Source organism: Micromonospora vulcania, from assembly GCF_042658605.1.
Taxonomy (GTDB): Bacteria; Actinomycetota; Actinomycetes; order Mycobacteriales; family Micromonosporaceae; genus Micromonospora; species Micromonospora vulcania.
In genome coordinates, this window is sequence record NZ_JBHSQS010000001.1 from 291,413 (window position 1) to 304,749 (window position 13,337).

General features: G+C 73.9%; 14 protein-coding genes. 11 read left to right on the plus strand and 3 right to left on the minus strand.

What is annotated here, in order from left to right:
* Nucleotides 1–152 precede the first annotated feature (152 nt).
* Entirely contained in the window at nucleotides 153–2,066 is a 1,914-nt protein-coding gene (glmS, locus tag ACFQGL_RS01460) for a glutamine--fructose-6-phosphate transaminase (isomerizing) (protein WP_377504140.1), read from the plus strand.
* Nucleotides 2,067–2,136: 70 nt separating this feature from the next.
* Here the strand turns inward: glmS and ACFQGL_RS01465 are convergent, their stop codons facing one another.
* Nucleotides 2,137–3,732, minus strand: coding sequence for an alpha/beta hydrolase (locus ACFQGL_RS01465; protein WP_377504142.1), 1,596 nt, complete (start codon nucleotides 3,730–3,732; stop codon nucleotides 2,137–2,139).
* Nucleotides 3,729–4,025, minus strand: coding sequence for a hypothetical protein (locus tag ACFQGL_RS01470; protein WP_377504144.1), 297 nt, complete (start codon nucleotides 4,023–4,025; stop codon nucleotides 3,729–3,731). The genes ACFQGL_RS01465 and ACFQGL_RS01470 overlap by 4 nt, the downstream gene beginning before the upstream one ends.
* A 173-nt stretch (nucleotides 4,026–4,198) precedes the next feature.
* Between ACFQGL_RS01470 and ACFQGL_RS01475 the strand changes: the two genes are divergently transcribed.
* From ACFQGL_RS01475 to ung, 6 genes are all read left to right on the plus strand, one after another.
* Nucleotides 4,199–4,567, plus strand: coding sequence for a holo-ACP synthase (locus tag ACFQGL_RS01475; protein ID WP_377504146.1), 369 nt, complete (start codon nucleotides 4,199–4,201; stop codon nucleotides 4,565–4,567).
* Between the two features lie 55 nt (nucleotides 4,568–4,622).
* Entirely contained in the window at nucleotides 4,623–6,092 is a 1,470-nt protein-coding gene (locus ACFQGL_RS01480) for an NAD(P)H-hydrate dehydratase (RefSeq protein WP_377504148.1), read from the plus strand.
* 92 nt (nucleotides 6,093–6,184) lie between these two features.
* The gene (gene alr / locus ACFQGL_RS01485; RefSeq protein WP_377504150.1) at nucleotides 6,185–7,303 is read left to right on the plus strand and encodes an alanine racemase; all 1,119 of its coding nucleotides are present in this window, start codon (nucleotides 6,185–6,187) and stop codon (nucleotides 7,301–7,303) included.
* A 55-nt stretch (nucleotides 7,304–7,358) separates the two neighbouring features.
* Entirely contained in the window at nucleotides 7,359–8,465 is a 1,107-nt protein-coding gene (locus tag ACFQGL_RS01490; RefSeq protein WP_377504152.1) for an alpha/beta fold hydrolase, read from the plus strand.
* Nucleotides 8,462–8,941 (plus strand): tRNA (adenosine(37)-N6)-threonylcarbamoyltransferase complex ATPase subunit type 1 TsaE, encoded by a 480-nt coding sequence (tsaE, locus tag ACFQGL_RS01495; protein ID WP_377504154.1) that lies wholly within the window; start codon nucleotides 8,462–8,464, stop codon nucleotides 8,939–8,941. The genes ACFQGL_RS01490 and tsaE overlap by 4 nt, the downstream gene beginning before the upstream one ends.
* Nucleotides 8,942–9,010: 69 nt before the next feature.
* Nucleotides 9,011–9,712: a uracil-DNA glycosylase gene (ung, locus tag ACFQGL_RS01500; RefSeq protein WP_377504156.1), complete on the plus strand. Its 702-nt coding sequence runs from the start codon at nucleotides 9,011–9,013 to the stop codon at nucleotides 9,710–9,712.
* Between the two features lie 42 nt (nucleotides 9,713–9,754).
* Here the strand turns inward: ung and ACFQGL_RS01505 are convergent, their stop codons facing one another.
* Entirely contained in the window at nucleotides 9,755–10,462 is a 708-nt protein-coding gene (locus tag ACFQGL_RS01505; RefSeq protein ID WP_377504158.1) for a helix-turn-helix domain-containing protein, read from the minus strand.
* Nucleotides 10,463–10,862: 400 nt separating this feature from the next.
* Here ACFQGL_RS01505 and tsaB point away from each other — a divergent pair, with 400 nt between their 5' ends.
* Genes tsaB through ACFQGL_RS01525 form a run of 4 tightly spaced genes read left to right on the plus strand, consistent with a single transcriptional unit; the run spans nucleotide 10,863 to nucleotide 13,324 of the window.
* Nucleotides 10,863–11,540, plus strand: a complete 678-nt coding sequence (gene tsaB / locus ACFQGL_RS01510) for a tRNA (adenosine(37)-N6)-threonylcarbamoyltransferase complex dimerization subunit type 1 TsaB (RefSeq protein ID WP_377504160.1) — start codon at nucleotides 10,863–10,865, stop codon at nucleotides 11,538–11,540.
* Nucleotides 11,537–12,016, plus strand: coding sequence for a ribosomal protein S18-alanine N-acetyltransferase (gene rimI, locus ACFQGL_RS01515; RefSeq protein WP_377504162.1), 480 nt, complete (start codon nucleotides 11,537–11,539; stop codon nucleotides 12,014–12,016). The genes tsaB and rimI overlap by 4 nt, the downstream gene beginning before the upstream one ends.
* Nucleotides 12,009–13,055, plus strand: a complete 1,047-nt coding sequence (gene tsaD / locus ACFQGL_RS01520) for a tRNA (adenosine(37)-N6)-threonylcarbamoyltransferase complex transferase subunit TsaD (protein ID WP_377504164.1) — start codon at nucleotides 12,009–12,011, stop codon at nucleotides 13,053–13,055. The genes rimI and tsaD overlap by 8 nt, the downstream gene beginning before the upstream one ends.
* A gap of 14 nt (nucleotides 13,056–13,069) precedes the next feature.
* On the plus strand, nucleotides 13,070–13,324 hold the full coding sequence (locus ACFQGL_RS01525) for a hypothetical protein (protein ID WP_377504671.1): 255 nt from the start codon (nucleotides 13,070–13,072) through the stop codon (nucleotides 13,322–13,324).
* The last annotated feature ends 13 nt before the right edge of the window (nucleotides 13,325–13,337 follow it).

Consider the following 13,337-nt stretch of genomic DNA (forward strand, 5'->3'; position numbering starts at 1 on the left):
GGCCACCCGCAACCCCATCCCCGACGGCTGCCCATCCGGGCCTGGACGAATGTCCCGTTGCCGCCCCCCAAACCACCGATCGCTCAAATTCAGTGATTGTTTAGCCGACTTTCGAGCACCCTTGATGAGCGAAACTAGGTTAAGCTGCGGCCATGTGTGGAATCGTGGGATACGCGGGCGCGCGCCCTGCACTCGGCATCGTGCTCGACGGGTTGCGTCGGCTGGAATACCGCGGCTACGACTCGGCGGGCGTGGCGATCGTCTGCGACGACCAGCTGCTGACCGAGAAGAAGGCCGGCAAGCTGGCCAACCTGGAGAAGGTGCTCTCCGAGCGCGCCGCCGAGGACCCGGCCTCCTGCGCGGCCAGTCCGATCGGTATCGGTGACGGCACCACCGGCATCGGGCACACCCGCTGGGCCACCCACGGCGGCCCGACCGACCGCAACGCCCATCCGCACCTCGCCCCCGACGGCCGGGTCGCGGTGATCCACAACGGCATCATCGAGAACTTCGCCAAGCTCCGCGCCGAACTGGAGGCCGACGGCGTCCAGTTCACCAGTGACACCGACACCGAGTGCGCCGCACATCTGCTCTCCGCCGCGCTGGCCGACCTGCGCGCCGCCGGTCAGCCGGACGGCCCCCAGCTGCTCGCCGCCGGAATGCGCGTGGTCTGCCAGCGGCTCGAAGGTGCCTTCACCCTGCTCGCCGTCGACGCCTCGGTGCCCGGTGCGGTGGTCGGTGCCCGGCGCAACTCACCGCTGGTGGTCGGCCGGGGCGACGGGGAGAACTACCTGGCCAGTGACGTTGCCGCGTTCATCGAGCACACCCGGGAAGCGGTCGAGCTGGGCCAGGACCAGATCGTCCTGATCACCGGTGACAGCATCGAGATCACCGACTTCGAGGGTCAGCCCGCCAGCGGCAAGGACTTCCACATCGACTGGGACGCCTCGGCCGCGGAGAAGGGCGGCTACGACTGGTTCATGCTCAAGGAGATCGAGGAGCAGCCGCAGGCCATCGCCGACACGCTGCTCGGCCGGCTCACCGAGACCGGTGAGATCGCCCTCGACGAGGTTCGCCTCAGTGACCAGGATCTGCGCGACGTCGACAAGATCTTCATCGTGGCCTGCGGCACGGCGTACCACTCCGGCATGGTCGCCAAGTACGCCATCGAGCACTGGACCCGGATCCCCTGCGAGGTGGAGCTGGCCAGCGAGTTCCGCTACCGCGACCCGGTGCTCGACCGGTCCACGCTGATCGTGGTGATCTCGCAGTCCGGCGAGACCATGGACACCCTGATGGCACTGCGCCACGCCAAGGAGCAGAAGGCCCGGGTGCTGGCGATCTGCAACACCAACGGCTCGACCATCCCGCGCGAGTCCGACGCCGTGCTCTACACCCACGGCGGGCCGGAGATCGCCGTCGCCTCCACCAAGGCGTTCCTCACCCAGCTCGTCGCCTGCTACCTGATCGGCCTGCACCTCGCCCAGGTGCGCGGGATCAAGTTCGCCGACGAGGTGGGCGCGGTGGTGGCGCAGCTCCAGGAGATGCCGGGCAAGCTGCGCGAGCTGCTGGACCGGATCGAGCCCGTCCGCCAGCTGGCCCGGGAGCTGAAGTCCGAGCCGACCGTGCTGTTCATCGGCCGGCACGTCGGCTACCCGGTGGCCCTGGAGGGCGCGCTCAAGCTCAAGGAACTGGCGTACATGCACGCCGAGGGCTTCGCCGCCGGCGAGCTGAAGCACGGCCCGATCGCCCTGATCGACCAGGGCACCCCGGTGATCTGCGTGGTGCCCTCCCCGGTCGGCCGGGGCATGCTGCACGACAAGGTCGTCTCCAACATCCAGGAGGTACGGGCGCGCGGTGCCCGCACCATCGTGATCGCCGAGGAGGGCGACGAGGCCGTCGTCCGGTACGCCGACCACCTGATCTATGTGCCGCGTACGCCGACCCTGCTGGCCCCGCTGGTCACCACGGTGCCGCTCCAGGTGCTCGCGGCCGAGATCGCCGCCGCCCGGGGGCACGACGTGGACCAGCCCCGCAACCTGGCCAAGTCGGTCACCGTCGAGTAGTCGACGCCGGCATCCGAGGCCCCGGTCACCGCACCCGCGGTGGCCGGGGTCTCGTTGTCGACCCGGCCTGTCACCGGCCCAGCACGACACGGGCCATCTCGTCGAGCGCCGGGTTGCCCTGGTTCCAGTAGCCCGAATGGCCGCCTCGACCGCTGGCGAAGACGCGGCCGCCGAAGCCGGCATCGGCCGGATCGTGACCGAACCACAGCTCGTGCCCCGTCCGGTCGGGCCAGCCCAGCACGGCGGCGAGCGGCGCCGCGTTGAGCAGGGCCGGCCGACCCAGCTCGCCAACGGGGCGGGCCAGCTGGATCACGTCGTCCGGTGCGCGGCTGGCCCAGACCTGACCGGGCGGCACGCCCAACTCACCGGCGTGCGCCGCGCCGACCCCGGGCGACCCGACGAAGACCAGCGCGTCGGCGGCCAGCCCGTGCTCCCGGGCGGCCATGCCCACCACCAGCGATCCGTAGCTGTGCCCGAGCACGGTCTGCCGGGCCGGCGGCCCCTCGTGGCTGGCCCGCAGCCCCTCCTGGAAGCGGTGCAACGCCGGGCCGGCGTCCCGGGCCTGGCTGGCCGAGGCCGCCTCCGGCAGTAGGAGATCCGGTGCGTCGTAGTCCAGCCAGAGCACCGCCGCGCTGCGTTCACCCGGGGCCAGGGCCGCGCACCGGTCCAGCACCCGCGCCGCCCGGCCCAGCTCACCAGGGGCGTCGTCCAGGCCGGCGGTCGTCCCCGGCACGTGGGTCAGTACCCGATCGGCGTGGTCCGGGTCGCCGAGGGCCACCACCACCCGGCCCTCGCCGGCCGGATCAAGCCCGAGCAGGTACGCCCGTGGGCCCCTGGCTGTCGCCAGCCGCTCGGTGAGCCCGTCCAGGCCGGCCAGCCGCGCCGCCACCCCGTGCAGCCGGGCCGACGCGACCGGACCCGGCGGCACCCGGGCCAGTAACCGCCGTCGCTCCGCCAGCAACTCCTCGCGCCGGGCACCCAGCCGCAGACGGTTGGCCTGGTCGCGGGCGGCCACCGGAACCCCGTCCAGACGGCCGACCAGGGTCGGCTCGTGGCCGACCAGCCACCGTCGTTGCGCCGGGGTCAACCCGTGCCACCAGGCGCGGACCAGCGCCGGCGCGGCACCCGGAGCCGGTCGGCCGGACGGCGGCGGGGACGCCCAGCCGGAGCCGGCGGCCCGAGCCAGCTCGTCCAACCGGTCGGCGGCCGTCCGGTCCGCCGCACCGGCCCGGTCGAGCGCGTCTCGCAGTGCCGCCGCCACCCGGGCCGCCGCGGGGCCGGCCCGCTCGGTCGGCCGGCCGCGGGCCGGATCGGCGTGCACGCCGCCCGACCGGTCGACCACCAGGCCGGCCGCGTCGGCCAGGGCGACCGCCTCGGCGAGCCGTGCCTTGGCCACCGCCAGCCGGCCGGCGAGCTCGGCCAGCACCTGATCGGCCTCGATCAGCGCGGGTGCGACCGAACCCAGCTCGTCGCGTAGGCCCGCGAGCCGGGTGTCCGCAGCCACCGCGGCCCCACCCGACCAGTCGGCCCGTAGGCGCCCGCCGGCCCCGGCCAACCCGTCGGCCCGCCGGTCGACGAGACCGGTCAGCCCGGCCCAGGCCGCCCCGGCGGCCCGCCAGCCGCCCGGATCCGCGGCCCAGAGCTGCCGGTAGCCGATCGTCGTCACCGGGGCAGGCCAGCGAATCGGCCGGCGGCCCGGGAATCCACCGTCTCGTACGCCTCGGCCGCCATCCGGACCGCACCGGCGGTCGTCGCCACCCGGGCACCCAGCCGGCCGAACCAGGCGTGCCCGGCGGCCTCCAGCCCGGCCAGTGCCGTGGCGGCCCGCCAGCCGGACGCAGCCACCAGCAGCCCGGGCACCCCGGCCAGACCCAGCGCCAACCAGTGCGCCTCGTCGTCGAGGGTGACGGCCGCGGCGCGCAGCTCCTCCGGTCGGACGACGAACGGTTCCCCGGTCATGACCACACCCCCGTGTGCATCGGCGATCGACGGGCCGACGCTAGGCGGGACGGGGGTGCCCCGGGGTGCCCTGTGGACAGCTGGCGGTGGCCGTACCCCGGCCTGTCCACAGGCGTTGCCCACCGCGGACCCGACGGCTAATCTGCCGCCTCCGCCGCCGGTAGGGTGATCTGGTGATCGTCGCTGTCGGCATCGACGTCGTCCTGGTCGACCGGTTCGCCCGGTCTCTGGCGCGGACGCCGCTGCTCGCCGACCGGCTCTTCACCGAGGCCGAGCGATACACGCGCTCCGGCAACCCGCGCTCGCCGGAGTCGCTCGCCGCCCGCTTCGCCGCCAAGGAGGCCGTCGCCAAGGCCCTCGGTGCGCCGGCGGGACTGAGCTGGCACGACTGCGAGGTCGTGCCCGACCCGGACGGCCGGCCCTGGCTGACCGTCTCCGGCACCGTCGCGGCGGCGGCCGTCGAGCGTGGGGTCAACCGCTGGCATCTCTCGCTGTCGCACGATGGTGGGATCGCGTCGGCGATGGTGGTCGCGGAACGGTGACGTCGGCCGGGTGGGCCGTTCCGGCTCATCCGCGAGCGGAATGGGACACGGTGGCATGAGACCGGTGTGGCGGGTGGCCGACGTACGGGCGGCGGAAGCGGGACTGATGGGCACGCTGCCGGAGGGCACGCTGATGCAGCGAGCCGCCGCTGGACTGGCCCGTCGGGCCGCGCTGCTGCTCGCCGAGCGCGGCGGGGTGTACGGCGGCCGGGTGCTGCTGCTGGTCGGCTCCGGTGACAACGGCGGCGACGCGCTGTACGCGGGCGAGCGGCTGGCCCGTCGGGGCGTCGCCGTGTCCGCCCTGCTGCTCAGCCCCGGGCGGGCGCACGCACCGGGGCTGGCCGCACTGCGCGCCGCCGGCGGCCGAGTGGTGGACCACCCGAGCGGCCCGGTCGACCTGGTCCTCGACGGCATCGTCGGCATCGGCGGCACCGGCGGACTGCGGGCGAGCGCCGACGAGGTGGTTCAGCGGCTCGGCGAGCTGCGCGGGCGCGACGGTGGCCGGGCCACCGTGCTGGCGGTGGACGTACCGAGTGGGGTGGCGGTGGACACCGGTCACGTGCCACTTGCCGCGTCCGGCCGGCCGACCGCGGTCCGCGCCGACGTGACGGTGGCCTTCGGCGCGCTGAAGCCGGCCCTGGTGGTCGGGCCGTCCGCCGCCCTGGCCGGGGAGGTGGAGCTGGTCGACATCGGGCTCGGGCCGTGGCTGCGGGGCACCCCGGCGTTGCGGGTCACCGAGTGGTCCGACCTGGTCGACTGGTGGCCGCAGCTGGGTCCGGCGTCGGAGAAGTACACCCGGGGCGTGGTAGGGGTGGCGACCGGCTCGGCGACCTACCCGGGCGCGGCGGTGCTCTCCGTCGGCGGTGCGCTGGCCGGGCCGACCGGCCTGATCCGCTACGCCGGGGGCGCGCGGGCCGAGGTGCTGCACCAGCACCCCTCGGTGATCGCGGCCGGGCGGGTGGCCGACGCGGGTCGGGTGCAGGCCTGGGTGTGCGGCTCCGGGCTGGGCACCGACGAGCAGGCGGCGGCCGAGCTGCGCGCCGTCCTGGCTGCGCCGGTGCCGGTGGTGCTCGACGCCGACGCGCTGACCCTGCTGGTGGACGGCTCGCTCGCCGATCGCCTGCGTGGGCGGGACGCTCCGATCGTGGTCACCCCGCACGACCGCGAGTTCAGCCGGCTCTGCGGGGAGGAGCCCGGCGCCGACCGGGTCGGCGCCGCGCTACGGCTGGCCGCCTGGATGAACGCGGTGGTGCTGCTCAAGGGGGACCGCACGGTGATCGGCACCCCGGACGGCCGGGCGTACGTCAATCCGACCGGCACCCCGGCGCTGGCCACCGGCGGCACCGGCGATGTACTGGCCGGGCTGCTCGGCTCGCTGCTGGCGGCCGGTGTGCCCGCGGACCGGGCGGCGGCCTCGGCCGCGTACCTGCACGGGTTGGCCGGCCGGGAGGCGGCCCGAGGTGGGCCGGTGACCGCGCCCGACGTGGTGACCGCCCTGCGCCCGGTGATCGCCCGGCTGGGCTGAACATGTCGCTTCCGGGTGGCACGACCGGATCGACGGCCCGCGGGACCCGCGTCGCCGCCCCCGGTGATCACGGCGGAAAGTAGGCTTGGCGCATGTGGCAGGCCGAGGTACGCGTCGATCTTGATGCGATCCGTGCGAACGTGAGCCAACTGCGGTCCGGCACCACCGCGGAGTTGATGGCGGTGGTGAAGGGCGACGGGTACGGCCACGGCATGATCCCGGCTGCCCGGGCGGCCCTGGACGCCGGGGCGGACTGGCTCGGCGTCTGCACTCTCGACGAGGCGCTCACCCTGCGCCGGGCCGGGCTGACCGCACCGGTGCTGGCCTGGCTGCTCGCCCCCGGACTGCCGCTGCACGAGGGAGTCAGCGCCGGGGTGGACCTGGCCGCGGCCAGCCTGCCGCAGCTGGACGAGATGATCGAGGCGAGCCGGCTCGCGGAGCGCCCGGCCCGGCTGCACCTGAAGATCGACACCGGGCTGTCCCGAGGTGGGGCGACGGTCGCCGACTGGCCGGCGCTCCTGGACGCCGCCGCCAAGGCGCAGGCCGACGGCCTGGTCGAGGTGGTCGGCGTGTGGAGCCACTTCGTTTACGCGGACATGCCGGGCCACCCGACCACCGACCGGCAGTTGGCCGTCTTCCACGAGGGGCTGGCCATGGTCGAGCAGGCCGGGCTACGCCCGCGCTGGCGGCACCTGGCCAACTCGGCGGCGACCCTGACCCGCCCGGACACCCACTTCGACATGGTCCGACCTGGGCTGGCCATCTACGGCCTGTCCCCGGTGGCCGGCGAGACGTACGGGCTGCGGCCGGCGATGAGCGCGCGGGCCCGGGTGATGCTGACCAAGCGGGTGCCGGCCGGCACCGGTGTCTCCTACGGGCACACCTACACCACGCCGGACGACGCGAACCTGGCCGTGGTGCCGCTCGGCTACGCCGACGGGGTTCCCCGGCACGCGTCCAACAGCGGGCCGGTGCAGCTCGCCGGCTCGCGACGGACCATCTCCGGTCGGGTCTGCATGGACCAGTTCGTGCTCGACTGCGGCGACGATCCGGTGGCCGACGGCGACGTGGCGACGCTGTTCGGCAGCGGTGCCGACGGTGAGCCGACCGCCGACGACTGGGCCGAGGCCACCGGCACGATCAACTACGAGATCGTCACCCGCTTCGGCAGCACCCGGGTGCCCCGGGTCTACGACGGCGAGCGGCCGTGAGCGCGCGGAGTGAGCCGGGGTTGCGAGCCCCGCACCCACGAACCGGGGCGGCACTGTGAGTCCGTACCGCGTCCCCCGGCCGCGGACCGCGGCCGGCCGGGTCGCCGGGCTGGTCGGCGCTGCGGTCGGGGTGGCCGCGGCCGGCCTGGCGGCCGGCGTCGCGACCGAGCGCACCCTGGTCCGCCGGCTCAAGGCCGACCCCGCCGACCGCTATGCCCACGAGACGTTCGGCGCGCAGAGGTACGACGAAGCGTTCCGGCTGGAGCTTCCGGACGGCACCGACATCCACGTCGAGGTGGTCGAGCCGACCCGGCCGGTGCCCGGGCATCCCACGGTGGTGCTGGTGCACGGCTTCTGCCTGGACATGGGCACGTTCCACTTCCAGCGCCAGATGCTCGCCGCACGCGGTGACTACCGGATCGTGGCGTACGACCAGCCCGGGCACGGCCTGTCCGGGCGGCTGGAGACCGGCGAGTACGACCTCACGGTGCTCGGCCGGACGCTGCGCCAGGTGATCGACCGGACCGCGCCGGACGGGCCGCTGGTGCTGGTCGGCCACTCGATGGGTGGCATGACCATCATGGCGTTCGCCGAGCTGTTCCCGGAGCTGTTCGGTGACCGGGTGGTGGGCACCGTGCTGATGGCCACCTCGGGCGGCCTGCTGGCGGAGACGAAGCTGGTCGCGCCGGCACTGCTCGGTCGGGTCGGTGGCCCGGTGATGTTCATGGTCAGCAACGCCACCCGGTATGGCGGACCGGTGATCGACAAGGCCCGCAAGTCGACCTCGAACGTGGCCTGGCTGCTCACCCGCAAGTACGGCTTCGGCACCCGCAAGCCGAGCCCCGCGCTGGTCTCCTACGTGGAGACGATGAACTCCCGGACCTCGGCCGACACGGTCACCCGCTATCTGCGGACGTTGGCCACGCACTCGCGCTTCCCGGCTCTCGCGGCGCTGGCCGACACCCCGGTGCTGGTCGTGGTCGGCGACAAGGACATGATCACTCCGGTGACCCACTCGGAGGAGATCGTCCGGCGGCTGCCGCACGCCGAGTTCGTGAAGATCCAGGACAGCGGGCACGTGGTGATGCTGGAGCACGCCGACGAGGTCAACGCCGCGCTGGCGCGGTTCCTCGAGTCCCTGACGAGCGTGGAGGAACGGTGAGTCAGGTCGTCAAGCTGCCGACCGTCGAGGACACCCAGGAGTTCGGCCGACGGCTGGCCGGCCTCCTGCGTGCCGGTGACCTGGTCCTGTTGACCGGCCCGCTGGGTGCCGGCAAGACCGCGCTCACCCAGGGCATCGGTGCCGGGCTCGGAGTGCTCGGGGACGTCACCTCGCCGACGTTCGTGATCGCCCGGGTGCACAAACCCGACCCGGCTCGGGGCGGCCGGGTGGCCATGGTGCACGCCGACGCGTACCGGCTGGGTGCCGCCGCCGATCCGCGCGCCGAGATCGACGACCTCGACCTGGACGCCTCGGTGGACGCCTCGGTGACCGTGGTGGAGTGGGGTGAGGGCCTGGTGGAACAGTTGGTGGACGCCCACCTGCGGGTCCGCATCGACCGCCGCGACGACGACACCCGGATCATCGAGCTGGACCCGGTCGGCGGCGACTGGGCCCGGCGGCTCGCCGACCTCTAGGCTGGCGGGCTGCTGTCGTACCCGGTGCCTAGAGTGCGGGGGACCGACCCGCGCTGTGAAAGGTTGCTGATGTCCGACGACGCCCCCGCCCTGGATCTGCTGGCGCTGCTGCCGGAGCAGTGGCGTGCCGTGCTCACGCCGCACCTGGACCAGGCGCGCACCGCCGCGCTGGCCGAGTTCGTCGCCCGGGAATATGCGACCCAGACGGTCTTCCCGCCGTTGACGGACCTGTTCTCGGCATACCGGCTGTGCCCGCCGCAGAGCACCCGGGTGCTGATCCTCGGGCAGGACCCGTACCACAAGGCAGGGCAGGCGCACGGGTTGAGCTTCAGCGTCCGGGACGGCGTGCCGGTGCCACCGTCGCTGCGCAACGTCTTCAAGGAGTTGGGCGAGGACGTCGGCGTGCCCAAGCCGCGCAGCGGCAACCTCGACGGCTGGGCCGCGCAGGGCGTGCTGCTGCTCAACGCGGTGCTGACCGTCCGCCAGGCCACCCCCGGCTCACACGCCAACGCCGGTTGGGAGGAGTTCACCGACGCCACCATCCGAGCCCTGGACGCGTCGTCGGAGCGGGTGGTCTTCCTGCTCTGGGGCGGCTACGCCCGCAAGAAGGCCGCTCTGGTCACCAACCCACAGCACGTGGTGCTGGAGGCCGGCCACCCGAGCCCGATGAACCCGCGCGGCTTCCTCGGCAGCCGCCCGTTCAGCGCGGCCAACAAGGCACTCGCGGACGCCGGCCTGCCGACCATCGACTGGGAGCGCACCGCCGGCTGAGCCCGCCGGTCGCGTGCTGCTCGGCACGCGACCGGCACTGGTTCAGCCTTCGCCGGCGAGCTGCCGGGCCCGGTAGCGGCGCAGCAACTCGCTGGCCCGCGGCTCGGTCAGCTCCAGCTCGACCAGCGGCACCACCTGGTAACCCCGCCCCGCGTGGCGTACCTCGATCGTCTCGGGCAGCTCGTCACACATCGTCGCCCTGATCTCGCCGTAACGGGTCGACCAGCGGTGCTCGCCCTGCTCCTCGGGCTCCAACCACAGCCCACCGAACTCACCCCATCGGGCGTTCCACCGCTGGCCCAGGGCTGCCTCCAGCCAGCGGGTGAACTGTTTCGAGTCGCGCCAGCGTACGGCGATCTCGAGTGCGTCGACCGGCACCGGCGCGCCCTGCAACAGCGCCGCGGTGCTCCCGGTGATCACCTGCGGAAGCTCGCCGAGCCGGTCCAACACCCGATCCAGGCCCAGCTCGTCGATCTGCTCGGCCAGAGGTCGGGCGGCCAGCTGGGCGATGCGCGCGTCGAGATGCGCGTCGAGCGGCTCGACCTGGACGGTCAGTTGGACGTCCATCGCGGCGAGGAGCGCCTCGAGCACGGCGATGCTGGGCGTCCGGTCGCCGCGCTCGATCCGGGCCACCGCCGCCTGGCTGACCCCGGCCAGCTCGGCCAGCTGGGACTGGGTCAGATCGCGGAGGTGTCGTTGCTGCTGCACGACGGTGCCGAGCAAGGCGACGAGGCGAGTGGGTGGCGGCATCCCGGCATGGTGGACCACCCCGGCACGCAGCGGATACCGCTGAGGCAGATTGACGACTCGGCATGCACTCCAGCCGTGTCCGGGCCGGCGACGGGTGCTCTGGCGAGCGATATACCTGTGGGTCATATTTATGACCCACAGGTATATCGCTCATTGGGGATTGTGCGGCCCTGGCCGACGGGGTCCGGGGCGGCCAGGCGGCGGACCGGGGGCGGCCCGTGACGACCGGGCGGCGGACCGGGGGCGGCCCGTGACGACCGGGCGGCGGTTCGGGCGGTGGTCCGGGGGCGGCCCGTGGCGACCGGGCGGCGGTTCGGGCGGTGGTCCGGCGGTGGCCCGGGGGACCGGGCGGGGCGGGGCGTGACCGGGGTGGTGGGCGGGGCGGCTAGGCTGGCTTACCGTGCTCGTACTCGTGGTCGACAGCTCGACCCCCGCGGTGACCGCAGCGCTGGTGGAGGTCTCGGCGGACGGCGTCGCGTCCCGGGCACACCGGTGCACGGTCGACGCCCGCGCGCACGGCGAACTGCTCGCGCCCCAGATCGACGCGGTCCTCGCCGACATCGACGCGCGTCCGCGTGACCTGGGCGCCATCGTCGCCGGGCTCGGCCCGGGGCCGTTCACCGGGCTGCGGGTCGGCCTGGTCACCGCCGCGACCATGGGCCAGGTGCTCGGCATCCCCGCGTACGGCGTGTGTTCGCTGGACGGCATCGGTTACCCGGCGGCGAACGGCGAGCCGGTGCTGGCCGCCAGCGACGCTCGCCGCAAGGAGCTCTACTGGGCGGTCTACGACGGCGCCGGCCAGCGGATCGTCGGACCCGAGGTGACGTCGCCGGCGGTGGCCGCCGCGCGCGCCCGGGAGCTGGGAGTGACGGTCGCGGTGGGTGACGGTGCCCACCGGTACGCGGACACGCTCGGCCTGCCGGTCCGGGTCGAGCCGCGCTACCCGGACGCCACCGTGCTGGCGCTGCTCGCCGCCGAGCGGATCCGTGCCGGCGCGCCCGGTGACCAGCTAACCCCGCTCTACCTGCGTCGCCCGGACGCCGTGGCCGCGACCGGCCGCAAACCGGTCCTGCCATGACGGTGCGGCTGGAACGGTTCCGGTGGTGGCACGTCGACGAGGTGCTGCTGATCGAGGCGGACCTCTTCGGTGCCGAACAGTGGTCGCCGGGCATGTTCTGGAGCGAGTTGGCCAACGGGCATCACTACCAGGTGGCCATCGATGCCGACGGCACGGTGCTCGGCTACGCCGGGCTCGCCGGTGCCCCACCGGACGAGGTGTGGGTGCAGAACATCGCGGTCCGGCGGGACGCCCAACGGCGCGGCATCGGGCGTGCCCTCCTGGAGGAACTGCTCGCCGAGGCGGCCCGGCGCGGCGCCCGCAGCACCCTGCTGGAGGTCGCCGTGGACAACGCCGCCGCCCAACGGCTCTACGCGACCTACGGGTTCGAGCCGATCGGGGTACGGCGCGGCTACTACCAACCGAGCAACACCGACGCGCTGGTCATGCAGCTCGTCGCCGAGCCGACCGGGGACGGACCACACCACCATGGCTGACGAACCGCTGATCCTGGGCATCGAGACCTCCTGTGACGAGACCGGCGTCGGCATCGTGCGGGGGCACACCCTGCTGGCCGACGCGCTCGCGTCCAGCGTCGAGGAGCACGCCCGGTTCGGGGGCGTGGTGCCGGAGGTGGCCAGCCGGGCCCACCTGGAGGCCATCGTGCCGACCATGGAGCGGGCGCTCACCGAGGCCGGCGTCACCCTCGCCGACATTGACGCCATCGCGGTCACCTCCGGGCCCGGGTTGGCCGGCGCGCTGCTGGTCGGTGTCGCCGCCGCCAAGGGGTACGCACTCGCCGCCGAGAAGCCGGTCTACGGCGTCAACCACCTGGCCGCGCACGTGGCGGTGGACACCCTGGAGCACGGCCCGCTGCCCGAACCCGCCATCGCGTTGCTGGTCTCCGGCGGGCATTCGTCCCTCCTGATGGTCGACGACCTGGCCCGTGGCGTGACCCCACTCGGGGCCACTATCGACGATGCCGCCGGCGAGGCGTTCGACAAGGTCGCCCGGCTACTCGGGCTGCCGTTCCCGGGCGGCCCGCCGATCGACCGGGAGGCCCGGGCCGGTGACGCGGCAGCGGTGGCCTTCCCACGCGGTCTGACCGCCGCCAAGGATCTGGCCGCGCACCGGTACGACTTCTCGTTCTCCGGGCTGAAGACCGCGGTGGCCCGCTGGGTCGAGGCTCGGCAGCGCGCGGGCGAGCCGGTGCCGGTGGCCGACGTGGCCGCGTCCTTCCAGGAGGCGGTGTGCGACGTGCTGACCACCAAGGCGCTCGCCGCCTGCCGCGCGAACGGGATCGACACCCTGGTGATCGGCGGGGGAGTGGCGGCCAACTCGCGGCTGCGGGCCCTGGCCGAGCAGCGGGCCGAGAAGTACGGCATCCGGGTCCGGGTGCCCCGGCCGAAGCTGTGCACCGACAACGGGGCGATGGTGGCCGCGCTCGGCTCGCACCTGGTCGCCGCGGGAGTCGCACCGAGCCGGCTGGACCTGCCGGCGGACTCGGCGTTGCCGCTGACCACGGTCAGCGTGTGACGGGGCCGGCGGACATGATCGTACGGATGTGGGAGGCGCGCGCGGAGCCGTACGGCGTCGCCGACCTGATCACCTGGGTGTGCGACACGGCGATACCCGAGTTCGAGCACGACCCGCTGCACGTGTCCAGCGAGGTCTTCTCCTCCACCGACCACCGGGTGGTGGTCATCTCCAAGTGGCGCAGCAATCCGCGTCCGCTGCCCGAGCCGCCCGCGATGCTGGTGGCCCGTGCCCCGCACTCCTGGGACTTCACCCAGGTCGACCGCTGAGACCACCCGTCGC